Here is a 14,848-nt window from a genome sequence, read left to right as displayed (position 1 = left end):
TATTATCAAGGCTGTGACCCCAAAAATAATATTGATCCATATAAATTTACGTCACACACTGTCTCTCGATGACTGCTTCACTTCTCGTATTTGTATATTTTATTAGCCCATCTGCTCACTCAGAAGTCTGCTTCAGTAATTTGTACGATCATATGAAAAAAAACACCTTCTAGATACAGGATGACCATGCTTCACACATGGGGCTTGTTATCTGTAGAAGGTGTTTATATATCGGTTCCTCGATTATATCAATGGGTAACGGCTTATCTAGCAAAAACCGCCTGCAACGTGTCACTCATCAAATACCATGCATCTTCAGCCATCTGGATATCGCCATGATGTGTGAAGCCGTGAGCTACGCCCTCGTATTCCTTATGAGTTACATGTACGCCGCTTGATTCCAGCTTCGCAGCGTAATTACGTGCTTCCTGGGCAAGAGAATCTCTCTCCGCAGTAATGATCAGTGCTTGAGGTAAACCCGCCAAAGAAACCGCGAGGACAGGAGAGGCCAATGGATTCTGTGCATGCTCCGGTTTCGACAGATACATGGCATTAAACATACGGGCGATATCTGCAGGAATGGCTTCTGGGAAATCCGGCTTTTCCGCCGGGTCTGTAGCTACATCGAGGACAGCATAATCAATAATCTGCAGCAGGATTGGAAGCTCATCTCCGCGTTCACGATTCAGCAGACATACGGCTGCTGCCAGATTACCTCCTGCACTATGACCGCCTATTGCCAAGAGAGAAGCATCTGCAGAGAACTGCCCCGCATGATCATGCACCCATTTCACCACATCATAGCACTCATAGACAGCCGCAGGAAATTTATGCTCAGGTGCCAGCTTGTAATCTATGTTTACCACCAGACATCCTGCACGATCTGCGATCAAACGGCACCAGGCGTCATCCCCGTCCGCTTGTCCAAGCACAAATCCTCCGCCATGCATGTTAAAAAACACAGGCAAACTTGCAGACGTATCCTTCCTTCGGTTGGGTGTATACACCAGCACCCGTGTATCTCCAGCACAGGTGGTGATGAATTGCTCTTTGACCATAACATCATATGTAAGACTTGGTTGTAAGGCTTGACCCATTCCCGAGCTCTGCTCCCGCATATGCTGCACCATTGCTATCTGCTGCTGCTCCTGATCCATTCTCATGCACTCCTTCGTATTGGTTTCATGCGATAAAAACACCTCAACCACTCCACTGCTCTATGGCACAGATTGCCTAACTTTTAACTTTATTCGCTCAGCGTTTCCTGAATCCTCTTCGGCAGCTTCTGTACAACCAGATTGTAGGAATGATCAATCATGGCATAGATGTCCTCGTTTGGTAAAGAATCATCCAGCATGACTGTATTCCAATGCTTTTTATTCATGTGATAGCCCGGTTTGACCGCCGCATGCTGCTCTCTCAGGTTTTCCGCGATAATCGGATCACACTTCAGATTGATACGACGATCTTCTCCATTCCCCTCAAACAGAAGGGCAAACATTTTGTCCGCTACCTTGATCACAGCCGTCTCGGGCCCGAACGGATATTCCTTTACGGCACCTTGTTTAGCAAGACAATAGCTCAGCATTGTTTCTGTCAACGATTCTCCCCCTCGCCGTAATCTAATACACTTTATATTATCGAATGTGCGTTTGCCTGTAAATGACATTTGGCATCATGCCAAAAAACCTTCCCCAACATTTGGAGAAGGCAGGTTATATTGTTACATCAGCTAGTTAGCCTGATTACTATGTGTTTTGGCACGGCGCTGCTGACCCTGCACCGAAGATCGGCTGTTAGTTTTGCTATGCTCCGCTTTACGCGTTGCTCCAGATGTCGGCCCACCTTTAGCATGAGACAGCTCGCTCCGTGCAGAACGTGAGCCACTCGCATGACGCTCAGCCGATTTACCACCGGATGCCGCTTTATCCCGTTTCGTAAACCACTCGGATTTCGGCTTGCGAGCAGGATTCGTCTTGGATTTACCGGGTCTGTCAGCAGCGGAACGATGCGAACCAGACTTGCCACCAGGCGTTTTGGAAGTCTGTTTCGTGGGATGCATCTGTGCAAACACAGGCATGTTGTTCATCGGATACGGATGATCCTTCACCACGGGAATAGACTTTTTAATTACTTTCTCGATATCTTTCAGGAAAGCAAGCTCATCCTGTTCACAGAACGAGATCGCCATGCCACTTTTCCCTGCCCGTCCCGTGCGTCCAATTCGGTGAACGTACGTTTCAGGAATGTTGGGCAGGTTGAAGTTGATGACATGTGTCAGTTCCTCCACATCAATGCCTCTGGCAGCAATATCGGTAGCTACTAATACACGGGTGACACCGCTTTTGAAATTGTTTAATGCCCGCTGGCGTTCATTTTGCGATTTGTTGCCGTGAATGGCCTGTGCGGTTACGTTAACCTTTGCCAAATCCCGGGTAACCCGGTCTGCTCCACGTTTCGTACGAGTGAACACCAGTGCCGAAGCAATCGTCTGATCCTGCAAAATAAGATTAAGCATGCTCTGTTTCTTGCCCTTCTCCAGCAAATATACAGATTGTTGAATACGGTCCACGGTTGAAGATACCGGGGTAATCTCTACTTTGACCGGGTTGACCAGCAGAGTCTGCACCATTTTAACAATCTCTGGCGGCATCGTAGCCGAGAAGAACAGAGTTTGTTTCTTGTTTGGCATCTTGGCAATGATCCGTTTAACATCATGGATAAAGCCCATATCCAGCATACGGTCCGCTTCATCCAGTACGAGAATCTCCACCATGCTCAGATCAATCTGCTTCTGGTTCACAAGGTCCATCAAGCGTCCAGGTGTAGCAATGACGATATCTGCTCCTTGCTGCAAGGCACGCTCCTGCACGCGTTGAGATACTCCGCCCACGATCGCAGTAGAACGAATGTCCGTATATCTGCTGTACACTTTAATATTATCGGATATTTGAATGGCGAGCTCGCGAGTTGGTGACAAAATAAGCGAACGAATTGCACGCGTTGACTTTGCCTTTTTATGGACAGAGTTGCCTTGTCTCGCTTGGCTGCCTTCACTTAATAATTGTATGATCGGCACCGAAAATGCAGCCGTCTTGCCTGTTCCCGTCTGAGCACAACCAAGCAAGTCTCTACCTGCAAGTACAGCTGGTATGGATTGCTCCTGAATGGGAGTGGGCTGGCTGTAATTTGCTTTTTTTAACCCTTCCAGTATCGGAGGGATGATGTTTAATTCCTGAAATGTCATGTTATCTCCTTCATTTACGCACATCTATACATAAAAACAAGTCTTTATGTCACACGTAACAGTTAAGGATAACATTAAAAACAGGTTCTGTATACGTCCATACGTTCATTTGATAATAAGTCCCATTAATCCGGCGAAGGTCGCTGCTTGATGAGGAGCAATAGCACATCCGGCCAGATCCTCCATTGTAAGCACCAATGCGTCGAACTCACTATCACTCAGATCCATGCCCTTCATCGCTGTTCCGGTGAATGCAACCTGATCCAGCCTGCAAGCTGCAAAGGCGATTTTCTGTAATTTCAAATAGGCGAAGTCCGCTCCGATCAAGCTACAATCCGCGTATTCGACCTGCTTGAGATGTGCAAAACGAAAGCTGCTGTAGTCTCCTATACTCTGCGTAATGCATACATTCTGCCACCGGCTGCTTGAAAAGTCTGTTCCCACCAGTTTACAGTGCTGCCACTCCGTTCGATGCATAAACGAGCTCTGCAGATTCACATTGGAAAAGTCACAGTGCTCGAATCGTACATCCGTAAACTCACATTGCTCAAGCGAAGACTCCATAATAGTCACATGGCGGAACACTACGTTTTCAAACGATACCTTGCTCGCCTCCAGCACGTCCAGCGTCACATTCTCAATCAGCCTGTTCTTGTACTCTGTTTTCGAGTCCAAAGAATAGATCGGTTCAGCTTCAAGCAGCTGCGGCTGTAATCTGGGATTCTCTATTTTCATGCCCTTCTCCTTTGGACGTATGGATTATAATTTGACTGCAATAACTCGCAGTCTGGAAATATCCAGGCTCCACTGCCCTTCATGAAGGAGCAACGGCTCTACTTTCTTTTCGACAGCCTCCATTATGGAATCCTGCTCGTCTGTGGAAATATCACGGAAAAGATAATGGGCAAAGCTGCTCATCCAGCTGCGTACCCCCTGCTGCAAGGGTCTGCGTGTATCGGTATGCTGGATGTATGACACCTGAAATCCATGCTGCTCCAGCAAGCTTGAAAACTCTCCAACACTGGGGTGATACCACGGATTACGCGCTTCCCAAGTGTATCCTCGTGCTAACAGCTCCTCCCGCACCGCATGAAGGATAATCGCCGTGTTCCCCTTCCCCGCAAACTCTGCAATCAGACGTCCTCCCTGCTTCAGTGCAGCGTGCATGCTCTGGATCACAGCAGAGGCATCTGCCGTCCAGTGCAGTACCGCATGTGAAAAGACAGCGTCATAACGCTCTATCGTTCGATAATGACATGCATCCGCTACCTGAAAGTCAAGTTCAGGATATTTAAGCACAGCTTGAGCGATGCTCTCTTCCGATAGATCAATTCCAGTGGTAATAGCCCCCAATGCCGCAATCCGGGCCGTTAATGATCCGTTCCCACAGCCCACATCCAGAATGCGCTCGCCCGGAGCTGGCTGAAGAGCCGTTAAAATCGGTGTATTCTCAAAAATGGAACGCTGTTCGGTATTCATTACATCTCTCCTTCACATTAAGGATATTAAGTATCTTTAAAACCTTAATTTATCTACGGAGAGTTGTCAATCTACTTTGATCGTTCATCGTACGAATTATATGTATATGTGCGAAAATAAAAAAAGCGCTAACGATCACCAGAGATGCTATTTGCATCATATCAGGCAATCTCTAATTCTAACGATCAGCAGGAATGTTATTCCGTCAAATATCGCCGTTTTTCAGGATCATAAGCCATTTTACGATGAAATAAGACTCCTGAGGATCGTTAGAATTTTTTTGCCCAACTAATGCCCGAAATAAGGTTTCTCATGATCGTTAGCGCTCGGAGCAGAGATTACACCAAGTCCTCTTCGATATCCCGCTAGCTCCACGTGTTCTCACTCCGCAACATACAGCATCTCCCACACTGCTGACTCTCACTCAGCACCATTCGGTACTTAGCATAATTCGGTATTCAGCACCATACAGTATTCGCCACCACCAAACCCCCGACTATTCGTTTACATTAAAGTATCCAGCCATTGGCTGCACTTTACACCGTTGCCGCTGTCTGAAATACAGCTACCGGTTCATCCTGACCCTCATTCCCTTGCAGTAGTCTAACAATATCTCGGGTCAGCGCATCTACATTTTCTTGACGAGTCGCCCAGCTTGTGCAGAACCGAACAGCACTGCGGGAAGTGTCAACCTTTTCCCAGAACGTGAACGTATACTGACTGCTGAGCTGCTGCAGCAGAGCATCAGGAAGAATCGGAAACTGCTGATTCGTCGGGGAGCTGTAGAGGAACTCTACCCCGTGCTGCTCAAGAGTATCATGGATTCTCACAGCCATGTCCACGGCATGCTTCGAAATCTCCAGATACAATCCGTCTTCAAACAGCGTCTCAAACTGAATACCCAGCAACCGGCCTTTAGCCAGCAAGCCGCCTTTTTGCTTGATGATGTAACGAAAGTCACGCTTGAGCGCATCGTTCACAATCACAACAGCCTCGCCCATCAATGCGCCAATTTTGGTGCCGCCAATATAGAATACATCACACAGACAAGCAAGATCTGCCAGAGTCATATCACATGCCTTGGATGCCAGAGCATACCCAAGACGCGCTCCATCAATAAAAAACGGCAGCTCACATGCCCGGCTTACTTCATATATAGCCTCAAGCTCGGCCTTACTGTACATCGTACCATTTTCAGTCGGTTGAGATATGTAGACCATGCCTGGCTGAACGCTGTGCTCGGGTGACGATTCCTGCACATGTGCATCATAGACCGCCTTTACCTGTGCAGCTGTAATTTTCCCATCCAGGCTTGGTACCGTCAGCACCTTGTGACCTGTAGCCTCAATCGCTCCCGTCTCATGAACCGCAATATGACCAGATACCGCTGCAATGACTCCTTGATGCGGACGAAGAATGGACGCAATGACTGTGGTGTTCGTCTGCGTACCCCCTACGAGAAAATGGACATCTGCCCCCTCGTTGCCGCAAGCCTGCCGAATCAGCGTGCGCGCTCGCTCACAATGTGCATCCGTCCCGTATCCGCTGGTCTGTTCCATGTTTGTCTCCATCAATCGCTGCAAAATGCGTTCATGCGCACCTTCGTTATAATCACATTCGAATCTAATCATCGTACTGTCTCTCCTGCCTTCTTGTTCAGCTTCTCTTGGATGTTCATCATGGAGGCATATACCTCTCGAATCTCTTCTTCATTCAAGTTTTGCATTAGTTTTACAATCTGCTCATCAGACCGAGCGTTAAGTTCAGCGTACAGCTCCTGCCCTTTATCCGTCAGACGAATCAGACTGACCCTGCTATCTTCCGCGGAATCCACCTTGAGCAGTAGTCCTTCCTTTGTTAATTTAGTAACAATCCGGCTCATATAGCTGCGATCAATCGTGAGGGTGTCCACGAGGTTATTGGCGATGCTCTCCCCGCGAATCCCGATCTCGATAATGACCCGTGCTTCGGCAAAAGAATACCCTGTCCCGAGAATGTGCTTATCCAGCACCCCGAGTATATTCGTATAGAACCGGTTGAAACGCCGCATATCTGCTAAAATCTCCGGTGAAATATGCTCAGAGTTCATATCGGAGCCCCCTTTTAGTGGACATTGTCAACATTATACTAATCAGGTTTGTGGACATTGTCAACAATATTCTTATGTATGTTTTCTCGACGATAAAATAACAAAAAAAGCCGCACCATGTGCGGCCTCAGCTAACGATTTCAATCCACGATGAAGCGGAAACAGAGCCATATCCGTCTCCAGCATGTTATGAGTGATTATGCTGCACTTGATGCAAACGGCTGTAAATCCCCCCAGCAGCCACTAACTGCTCATGATTGCCTTGCTCGGCAATACCGTCAGTATTTACTACGATGATGCGATCCGCATTTTTGATTGTGCTCAGCCGGTGAGCAATTACGAGAGTTGTTCTGCCGACAGACAATTCAGCGAGCGATTGCTGAATGAGCGCTTCCGTTTCCGTATCAAGAGCAGAGGTTGCCTCATCCAGAATCAGAATTGGTGGATTTTTGAGGAACATACGTGCAATGGACAGACGCTGCTTCTGACCTCCCGACAGCTTTACGCCCCGTTCCCCGATAATTGTGTCCATGCCGTCAGGCAGGCTCCGAATCAGTTCCTCCAGTGAAGCGCGTCGTGCCGCATCCCAGATCTGATCCTCTGTCGCTGTCAGATCACCATATGCAATATTTTCTTTGATCGTACCCGAGAACAGAAATACATCCTGCTGTACGATCCCGATCTGTTTACGCAGGGAATGCAGCTTGATATCACGAATATCAACACCGTCTACGGTGATCCTGCCCTTCTGCACTTCATAAAAGCGCGGTAGCAAGCTGCAGATCGTTGTTTTACCTGCACCGGAGGGTCCAACAAAAGCAACCGTTTCACCCGGACGCACCGACAAGCTGATCTGATTCAGGATGCGACGGCTCGATTCGTAGCCAAATGACACATTTTCGAAGCGGATCTCTCCCTTTACCTCATGTAATTCAACCGCATCTTGTCGATCTGCGATGTCAGGCTCCGTGTCGATGATCTCCAGATACCGTTTGAAGCCTGCGATGCCCTTGGGGTAGCTCTCAATTACCGCATTAATTTTTTCAATTGGCCGGAAAAATATATTGGATAGCAGCAGGAATGCCATGAAATCTCCCATATTAATTTTGCCGTCAATGTAAAACCAGGCCCCGGCGATCATCACAAACACGGTGACAAGACGCATCATCATATAGCTGACTGAGATGCTTTTGGCCATCGTCTTGTACGCAAGCAGCTTGGTCAGACGAAAATTGGCGTTATCCACTGCAAACAGCTTCTTCTCGTGCTCTTCATTGGCGAAGGACTGAACGACACGCATGCCCCCTACATTGTCTTCAATCCGTGCATTGAAATTACCAACATCTCCGAACAATCTTCGATACGTCTTGGTCATACGACCACCAAATACGATGATAACCCAAGCCATAACAGGAATAATGATAAATGTCAGCAGAGCCAGCTCCAGATTAATGTTAGCCATTAGCCAGAATGATCCAATCAGTGTCATCACAGCAATGAATACATCCTCCGGGCCGTGGTGCGCGACTTCACCGATGTCATTAAGATCATTGGTAATATGACCAATCAGATGACCTGTTTTGCGATTATCGAAAAACCGAAAGGACAGCTTCTGGAGGTGAGCAAACATTTTCTCCCGCATATTTGTTTCAATATTAATGCCCAGCATATGCCCCCAGTAAGTGACAACATAATTTAATAGCGAATTCAACGCATAAATACTTAGCAGCACAACACATGCGAGTAAAATAAGCGGCCAATCCTGCCCGGGCAGGAGCTCGTTAATAAATTTACTGACAGCAAGCGGAAATGCAAGCTCCAGCAAACCTGCAATAACCGCACAGCCAAAATCAATTAAAAACAGCTTTTTATACGGTTGATAATACGAAAAAAAACGACGAAGCATTCCTATTCACGCTCACTCTCCACATTCAAATTCGTTTGTACAGTGAATATCATTTTATACATTCTTCCAAAACATGTAAACCCGTTCTCTCATCCACAGCCAAAAAGCCTTCTCCACATCATAGAGAAGACCTTTCGTATAATAATCCCAACAATACGAATTAACGTTATCATGTTCTTATTTTATTTGTTCAATGAAACTTCAAACACTGAATCAGGCTCACCTGCAAATACGATACGGCCGTTTTCAGGTAAGACAACCTCATTCTTCCCACTGATCACAGTATGATGAATACAAGCACCTCTTTGATCATACACAGCGAAGGAGCCCGTGGCAGGCATCTTCACTGTCATTACCTTACCGCTAACCGCAGCCGGTACCGAGAACCATCTCGCATAACCGTCCAACTGAATCGTTACTCTGGATTGCTTGCCGCTGTATAGTGATTGTACTATACCTTCACTGGCATATACGGGACCTGCTGCCGTAATATACTCGATTCCGTTTTGGCTCAAAAACTGGATATCCGTTGTATCCCGACCAGCCAGACCGGGAATCTGGACTTGATTCACTGCCCGATTAGCTCCAATGATTTTACTGCTGCCAACATACCCTGGAACTTGCTTGTCGAACTGCATAGGAATAATTGTTGAAGCATGCAGATAGGCCATTGAAGTATATTTTTCATTGAGCAAATAGTACGTATTCCCCTCACGCTGATTCCATGCCGCCTGAATCTCGCTCGACAATTCATTGCTTTCGAGTTTTTGCGCCGTATATTCCGAGAAAGCGAGCTGACCTAACCCTCGTATGGACATATAGGACCGGGACCACAAGTAGATCTGACCGTTAGACTCCTCAACAAACTTTAACTTTTGTGTTCCTTCCTTGTTTACAAATGTCCCATCGGACGTGTAGATATATTGATCCGAAGTACTATTTGAAGCAGAAGAAATCAGCAGTTGCCCAGACGGATTCACCTCCACCTTCTTCACCGGTTTATTGCCGCCATAATTCCCTGCATACTTTAACAACTCTTCAGGCATATCAGCCTTTACAGGTACTCCAAACGTTTTTGCCGGCTTGCGTTCTTGAATAATGTCCTTGGCCTCCAGTGCGCTGAGCAACAGTTCGCTCGCTATCGTTTGATCCAGCGCACTTGAGCCTCCTGAAGAGGTAACGGCTGCCGCCAGGTTGTGCTCTGGAAGTACGACCAGAGATGAATGGTATGATACCGTATCTCCACCTTTTGTAACCGCCTTGATGCCGTATTCACTGAATGGATACAAGTCCACGCTATCCCATCCTAATCCGTAAGAGATAGACGCATCACTGTCCTCTGGCCACATGCCCTTTTTGTATTCTTTTTGTTCCATGGCCTGTACTGATTTGCTGGATAAAATGCCCTTGACCTCTCCAGTGAAGATTTGTGAGAATTTCACCAGATCTTGAGCCGTGGAATAGATGCCTCCTGATGCAATGATATTATAATTCTCTTGTGGAAGCTGGCCTTCATATAACGGCGAATAGATTCCTGCCATATCTGCCGGGTTAACCACATCTTGTGGTGTTTTCGTATGCTCCATGTTCAGAGGCTCTGTGAAGTGCTTGTGTATAAAAGCCGTAAAACTCATGCCACTCACCCGCTCAACCAAAATCTCAGCTAAAGTAAACCCGTCGTTCGTATAAACGGAATACGCACCAGGCTCTGCCTTCAGATTCTGTGCAGTCAATTGTTCTAAAAAGGTATCATGCGCAAAGGTATCATTGTCTCCATACAGCGATGCATTGTGGCTCGAAGTGCCCAGAAGACCAGCCGAATGGTTCAAAAGCATGCGTGGTGTGATTTGCTTATATCGCTCATCTTTCATCTTGAATTCTGGAATATAGGATGTCACTGGCAGATCGAGATTCACCTTGCCTTCATCCACCAGCTTCATTACCGAAGCTGTAAGAAACATTTTACTGGTTGACCCTATGCCATAGATCGTATCGGATGTAAGAGGAACTTGCCCTTGCAAGTCATTCTTGCCCGTCTGCCCGGAGACAACAATCTCTCCTTGATCCATCAGTGCATACTGCACACTTGTGATCCCATATGTCTCGGTAAGAGACTTGGCCTTCTCGATCACCGTTTGCTTGGTTTTTTGATAGGTTAGATCACTACTGTTCGTATTAGAAGATTCAGCCATAACCGTCCATGGTGTTAACAGGGTTATCACCAGACTGAGCGCGGTGATTGAAGTTCGTCTCTTGATGACTCGTTTGATCATGCTCTTACGCATGCTCCGTTTGTCCTCTGTATCTTGTATGTTCATTCACATCTCCTCCTGATTTGTGTATGCTGCATCGTTCAATTATCCCTCGGGCACAATTACAACTCGCTTGATTCCACGAATTTCACTTCCGGATACTTGCCGTTTGGCCCCTGAATCAGATCACCTCCCGTTCCTTTCAGATACGTATTGAAAAAATCGAGAACATACTGATTTACGATATTTGATCCTCTTTTACCGTCTATATCTCCTGTAATGCCTGTCAGTTTAATCAACGGGGAATAGAATTGCAGATCTGTAAAATTAAAATGCTCGGTGCCCTCTACATAAATCGCATTCCCCCCTTGCCTGATCACATTTTTAATAATGTGCAGTTCATCTGAAAGCTGTTTATTCACCTCATCATTTACCTTGTTATGCGACTTTTTCTTTTTAAAATCGACTAGCCAATCTTTAAAACTTCCCGACCGGATGAACATAAACGGCTTGCGTATATCCTCTCTGTTCACCACTTCAATTAATGACCCGTCCATATTAATTCCGGCCTTGATTCGATCATCCACATAAGCTGTATTAAACGCTGTTGCGCCACCAAAAGAATGCCCCATCACACCCATGTGACTTACATCCATTTTCCCTTTAAATTGACTCTCGATTGCACCTGAATTAAGCTTTTCCACTTGATTGATGACAAACTTCACATCTTCAGTCCATATCTCCCCGATTGTTCTGCGTTCATCTATTGTTTTGACCTTGGTTTTATAATCCGTTACACGGCCATCCGGGAAAATAGTAGCAAACGTGCTATACGTATGATCAATAGTTACCACGATATATCCATGACTGGCCAGATTCTCCGCCTGTGATGCATGCAGAACTCTACTGGTTCCCATACCATGTGATAACAGCACCAACGGATACGGGCTTGTTGAGGGTACTATTTCTGCATTTTCATATGTGTTGGTCCTGCTGTACTTCCAATAATCGAATACAAACTCAGGAAGGTGCAACGAGTTCGCGTAGGTCTGAATATATTTCTTGAACATCTCTTTATCTTTTGGAAAAAGAAATTCACTCTTGCTGTTATCTTTGCGTTCAGCAGGGTACCAGATCTGAATCATGAGCTCTCTCTTATCACTTTGATCCGCAGTCAAAACCTCATCTCTGCTTAGATCCGTCCAATGAAAGGTTTGAGTGCCCACTTGCTCCGGGCCATCCGGTTTTGGCAAATGAAAGACGGGCATGTATACGGATAAACCGACAGATACCACCATAAGCACAACGATGATGGAGGCCAAACTGTATTTCAACAGCTTCCCTAATTTGTAGTTCCTGCTCTTCTGAAAATACCTTGATGAAACGATGACTATGAGCAGACCTGTCGTGATATATATCAAGAGCATCTGCCATCTGTACCCCTCGCTTAACAGGTGCACTACAAATATAACGCTGCTCCCCATGGCTATAGCCAAGTCTGTTTTCTTTGTATTTCTTCCAACAAATAATACATTCATCATTAAAGCGAAACAGGATAGAACTAAAAGCATTTCAAATAATCGCATTTGTATCCCTCTCTTTTCTCAGATGCCTGGCTTCATCAAAGCCGCCAATCTATGTTGCTGCATCAGCTTCTAAGCCGATTTTAATCCTCAAACATGTACTGCCCATGACGTCTCTATGAACTAAACATGAATAAAGCAAAAAAATGCTGCGCTTATCTACAAGCGAACTTGTACATAAACGCAGCCTTCTGAAATCTCATGAAACGTATTCACAACTGGAAAAGTGAAGCTATTCGGCCGTTGGTGGGCTGGTTGGCAAACTGATGATAAACGTTGTTCCTTGACCCACTGTACTAGTCACCCGGATATCCCCTTGGTGTAACGACACAATCTGTTTGGTGATAGCAAGCCCCATTCCGCTGCCATCATATTTACGACTGTGAGAACGATCTGCTTTAAAGAACCGCTCAAATATACGTTTTTGATCCTCCAATGCAATACCAATCCCCTGATCCGATATTTTTACCGTTACATTTCTGATATCTCGCTCCATCCTGACGTGAATCACACCACTATCTTCTGAAAACTTAATTGCATTGCTGAGCATATTCGTCCATACCTGATTCAATTGATCATGATCTGCGAGAACAGGAACCTTCTGCAAATGCAGCTCAAAACGAATATGCCGAGCAGACCATTGAGGCTGTAATGCAACGATAACCCGTCTGATCTGCTCATCCAGATCACGTGTAGACAGCTGTAGCTGATGAGACTGTGATTCAAGCACACTAAGCTTGAGCAGGCTATCGCTCATTTTGGACATCCGCTTTGCTTCAGAAATAATAATGTCAAGATACCGCTCTCGATCCTGGTCCGGTAAATCTACATTTTTCAGAGCCTGGGCATACCCTGATATGGATGTGAGCGGTGACTGCACCTCATGTGAGACGTTGGCTACAAACTCTCTTCTCATCTGCTCCAGTTGCTGCAAATCCTGCATCATCTCTTCAAAGCTGCGAGCAAGTGTGCCCAGTTCACTCGTTTGCTTAATATTTAGCCTTACATTAAAATCACCTGCTGCAATACGTTTCGTTGCCCGGGTCAACGTTTTGATCGGCCTGACCAGAAATACGGAGGCAATCAGGATGATCAGGCTTCCGGTAGCAAGGGATGAAAGAGCAAATATTGTGCCCCATGTGATTACAGTAGAAGCAGCCGGTGGTGACAAGGTTTCCAGAAACATGGCCCGGGTCCCGCTCGTGGTCTGAACCTGCAACCCTAGTAGCACTGTACCCAAGCCACTGGGAGTCAGCTCCAAAACGTTCCCAGCCAGCACCTTCTGTATCTGCTCCGCCGTCACTGGAATCGGCCGGTGATCTCGTTCCTTGCCAAACGTAAGGAGCTGACCGGAAGGCTCATACATGCGAATATAGTACAAATCCAGCTGCTTCATCTTGTTGATGAATGCATCAGCTTCCGATAACGGAAGGGTTTGGTATATTTGGATGACATCCTGACCAAAGTTACTTATGTTGATCTGTGCATTCTTATTTAGTCGATCTTCAAATATCCAGGTCGATAAGAAAAAAGCAATCAACGTCCCGGCAATTACAGAAACCAGGAAGGTCACAACAACCCGAATGTACAGCGACTTAATCATGCTTGACCTCAAGCCGATATCCTAATCCCCGAACTGTCTCGATCTGAAAATCGGAAGTCTTCGCAAAACGTTCGCGTAAACGCTTGATATGTACATCCACCGTTCGATCATCACCTGTATAGTCGAGCCCCCAGATCTGATCTATTAACTGTTCTCGCGTATAGACTTGTCCCGGTGTGCCTGCCAGCTTGAACAACAGTTCGAATTCCTTGAGCGGCAGGGTTAAGGACTCTTCACCAGCGATGACCTTATAGCTCTGACGATCCAGCGTAACGTTGCCAAACTGTATCAGGTGTGTGGAGCCAATTTTGTAACGCTTCAGCAACGCCTTGACACGTGCCGTTAGCTCCAAAGGGTCAAACGGTTTTGTTAGATAATCATCCGAGCCCAATTCGAAGCCCTTAACCTTCTCCCAGGTCTCACCTCTCGCCGTTAACATGAGCAATGGCAGGTCAGCATTCAATCTCCTCAATTCCTTACAAAGGCTCCATCCGTCCATCACCGGCATCATAATGTCCAAAACGACCAGATCAACGGGGGTTTGCAGGTAGAGATCAAGCGCCTGTTTCCCGTCCACAGCCTCGACAGTGGTAAACCCATCATTTCTAAGAAACAAACAGACAAGCTCACGTATATTCGCATCATCGTCTGCAACTAATATGGTAGCCATATACTTCTTTCTCCTTTGA

At 46.3% G+C, this 14,848-nt stretch carries 12 protein-coding genes; all 12 read right to left on the bottom strand.

Going from position 1 to position 14,848, the window contains the following annotated elements; all coding sequences use genetic code 11:
• Nucleotides 1-263: 263 nt before the first annotated feature.
• Nucleotides 264-1,157 (bottom strand): alpha/beta hydrolase, encoded by an 894-nt coding sequence (locus DFQ00_RS09250; RefSeq protein WP_244964909.1) that lies wholly within the window; start codon nt 1,155-1,157, stop codon nt 264-266.
• Between the two features lie 89 nt (nt 1,158-1,246).
• Entirely contained in the window at nt 1,247-1,600 is a 354-nt protein-coding gene (locus tag DFQ00_RS09245; RefSeq protein ID WP_110896183.1) for an MmcQ/YjbR family DNA-binding protein, read from the bottom strand.
• Nucleotides 1,601-1,732: 132 nt separating this feature from the next.
• Entirely contained in the window at nt 1,733-3,247 is a 1,515-nt protein-coding gene (locus DFQ00_RS09240; RefSeq protein ID WP_110896182.1) for a DEAD/DEAH box helicase, read from the bottom strand.
• Nucleotides 3,248-3,352: 105 nt separating this feature from the next.
• Nucleotides 3,353-3,982 carry a pentapeptide repeat-containing protein gene (locus DFQ00_RS09235; protein ID WP_110896181.1) on the bottom strand — a complete coding sequence of 210 codons (630 nt, stop codon included), beginning with the start codon at nt 3,980-3,982 and terminating at the stop codon, nt 3,353-3,355.
• Between the two features lie 24 nt (nt 3,983-4,006).
• The gene (locus tag DFQ00_RS09230) at nt 4,007-4,726 is read right to left on the bottom strand and encodes a class I SAM-dependent methyltransferase (protein ID WP_110896180.1); all 720 of its coding nucleotides are present in this window, start codon (nt 4,724-4,726) and stop codon (nt 4,007-4,009) included.
• Between the two features lie 536 nt (nt 4,727-5,262).
• A complete protein-coding gene (locus DFQ00_RS09225) occupies nt 5,263-6,357 on the bottom strand; it encodes a threonine aldolase family protein (protein ID WP_110896179.1) in 1,095 nt (364 codons plus the stop codon).
• On the bottom strand, nt 6,354-6,815 hold the full coding sequence (locus DFQ00_RS09220) for a MarR family winged helix-turn-helix transcriptional regulator (RefSeq protein ID WP_244213750.1): 462 nt from the start codon (nt 6,813-6,815) through the stop codon (nt 6,354-6,356). Before DFQ00_RS09220 ends, DFQ00_RS09225 begins: the two co-directional genes overlap by 4 nt.
• A 187-nt stretch (nt 6,816-7,002) precedes the next feature.
• A complete protein-coding gene (locus DFQ00_RS09215; protein WP_110896178.1) occupies nt 7,003-8,721 on the bottom strand; it encodes an ABC transporter ATP-binding protein in 1,719 nt (572 codons plus the stop codon).
• Nucleotides 8,722-8,903: 182 nt separating this feature from the next.
• Nucleotides 8,904-11,039, bottom strand: coding sequence for a serine hydrolase domain-containing protein (locus DFQ00_RS09210; protein WP_244213749.1), 2,136 nt, complete (start codon nt 11,037-11,039; stop codon nt 8,904-8,906).
• 56 nt (nt 11,040-11,095) lie between these two features.
• Nucleotides 11,096-12,514, bottom strand: coding sequence for an alpha/beta hydrolase family protein (locus DFQ00_RS09205; protein ID WP_244213748.1), 1,419 nt, complete (start codon nt 12,512-12,514; stop codon nt 11,096-11,098).
• A gap of 274 nt (nt 12,515-12,788) precedes the next feature.
• Entirely contained in the window at nt 12,789-14,159 is a 1,371-nt protein-coding gene (locus tag DFQ00_RS09200; RefSeq protein ID WP_110896176.1) for a sensor histidine kinase, read from the bottom strand.
• Nucleotides 14,152-14,829 carry a response regulator transcription factor gene (locus DFQ00_RS09195; protein WP_110896175.1) on the bottom strand — a complete coding sequence of 226 codons (678 nt, stop codon included), beginning with the start codon at nt 14,827-14,829 and terminating at the stop codon, nt 14,152-14,154. The genes DFQ00_RS09200 and DFQ00_RS09195 overlap by 8 nt, the downstream gene beginning before the upstream one ends.
• Nucleotides 14,830-14,848: the final 19 nt, after the last annotated feature.

The organism is Paenibacillus barcinonensis (assembly GCF_003217495.1).
GTDB classification, from domain to species: Bacteria; Bacillota; Bacilli; order Paenibacillales; family Paenibacillaceae; genus Paenibacillus; species Paenibacillus barcinonensis.
Note: the sequence above shows the minus strand (reverse complement) of the source record. Positions and strands in the feature narration are given on the sequence as shown.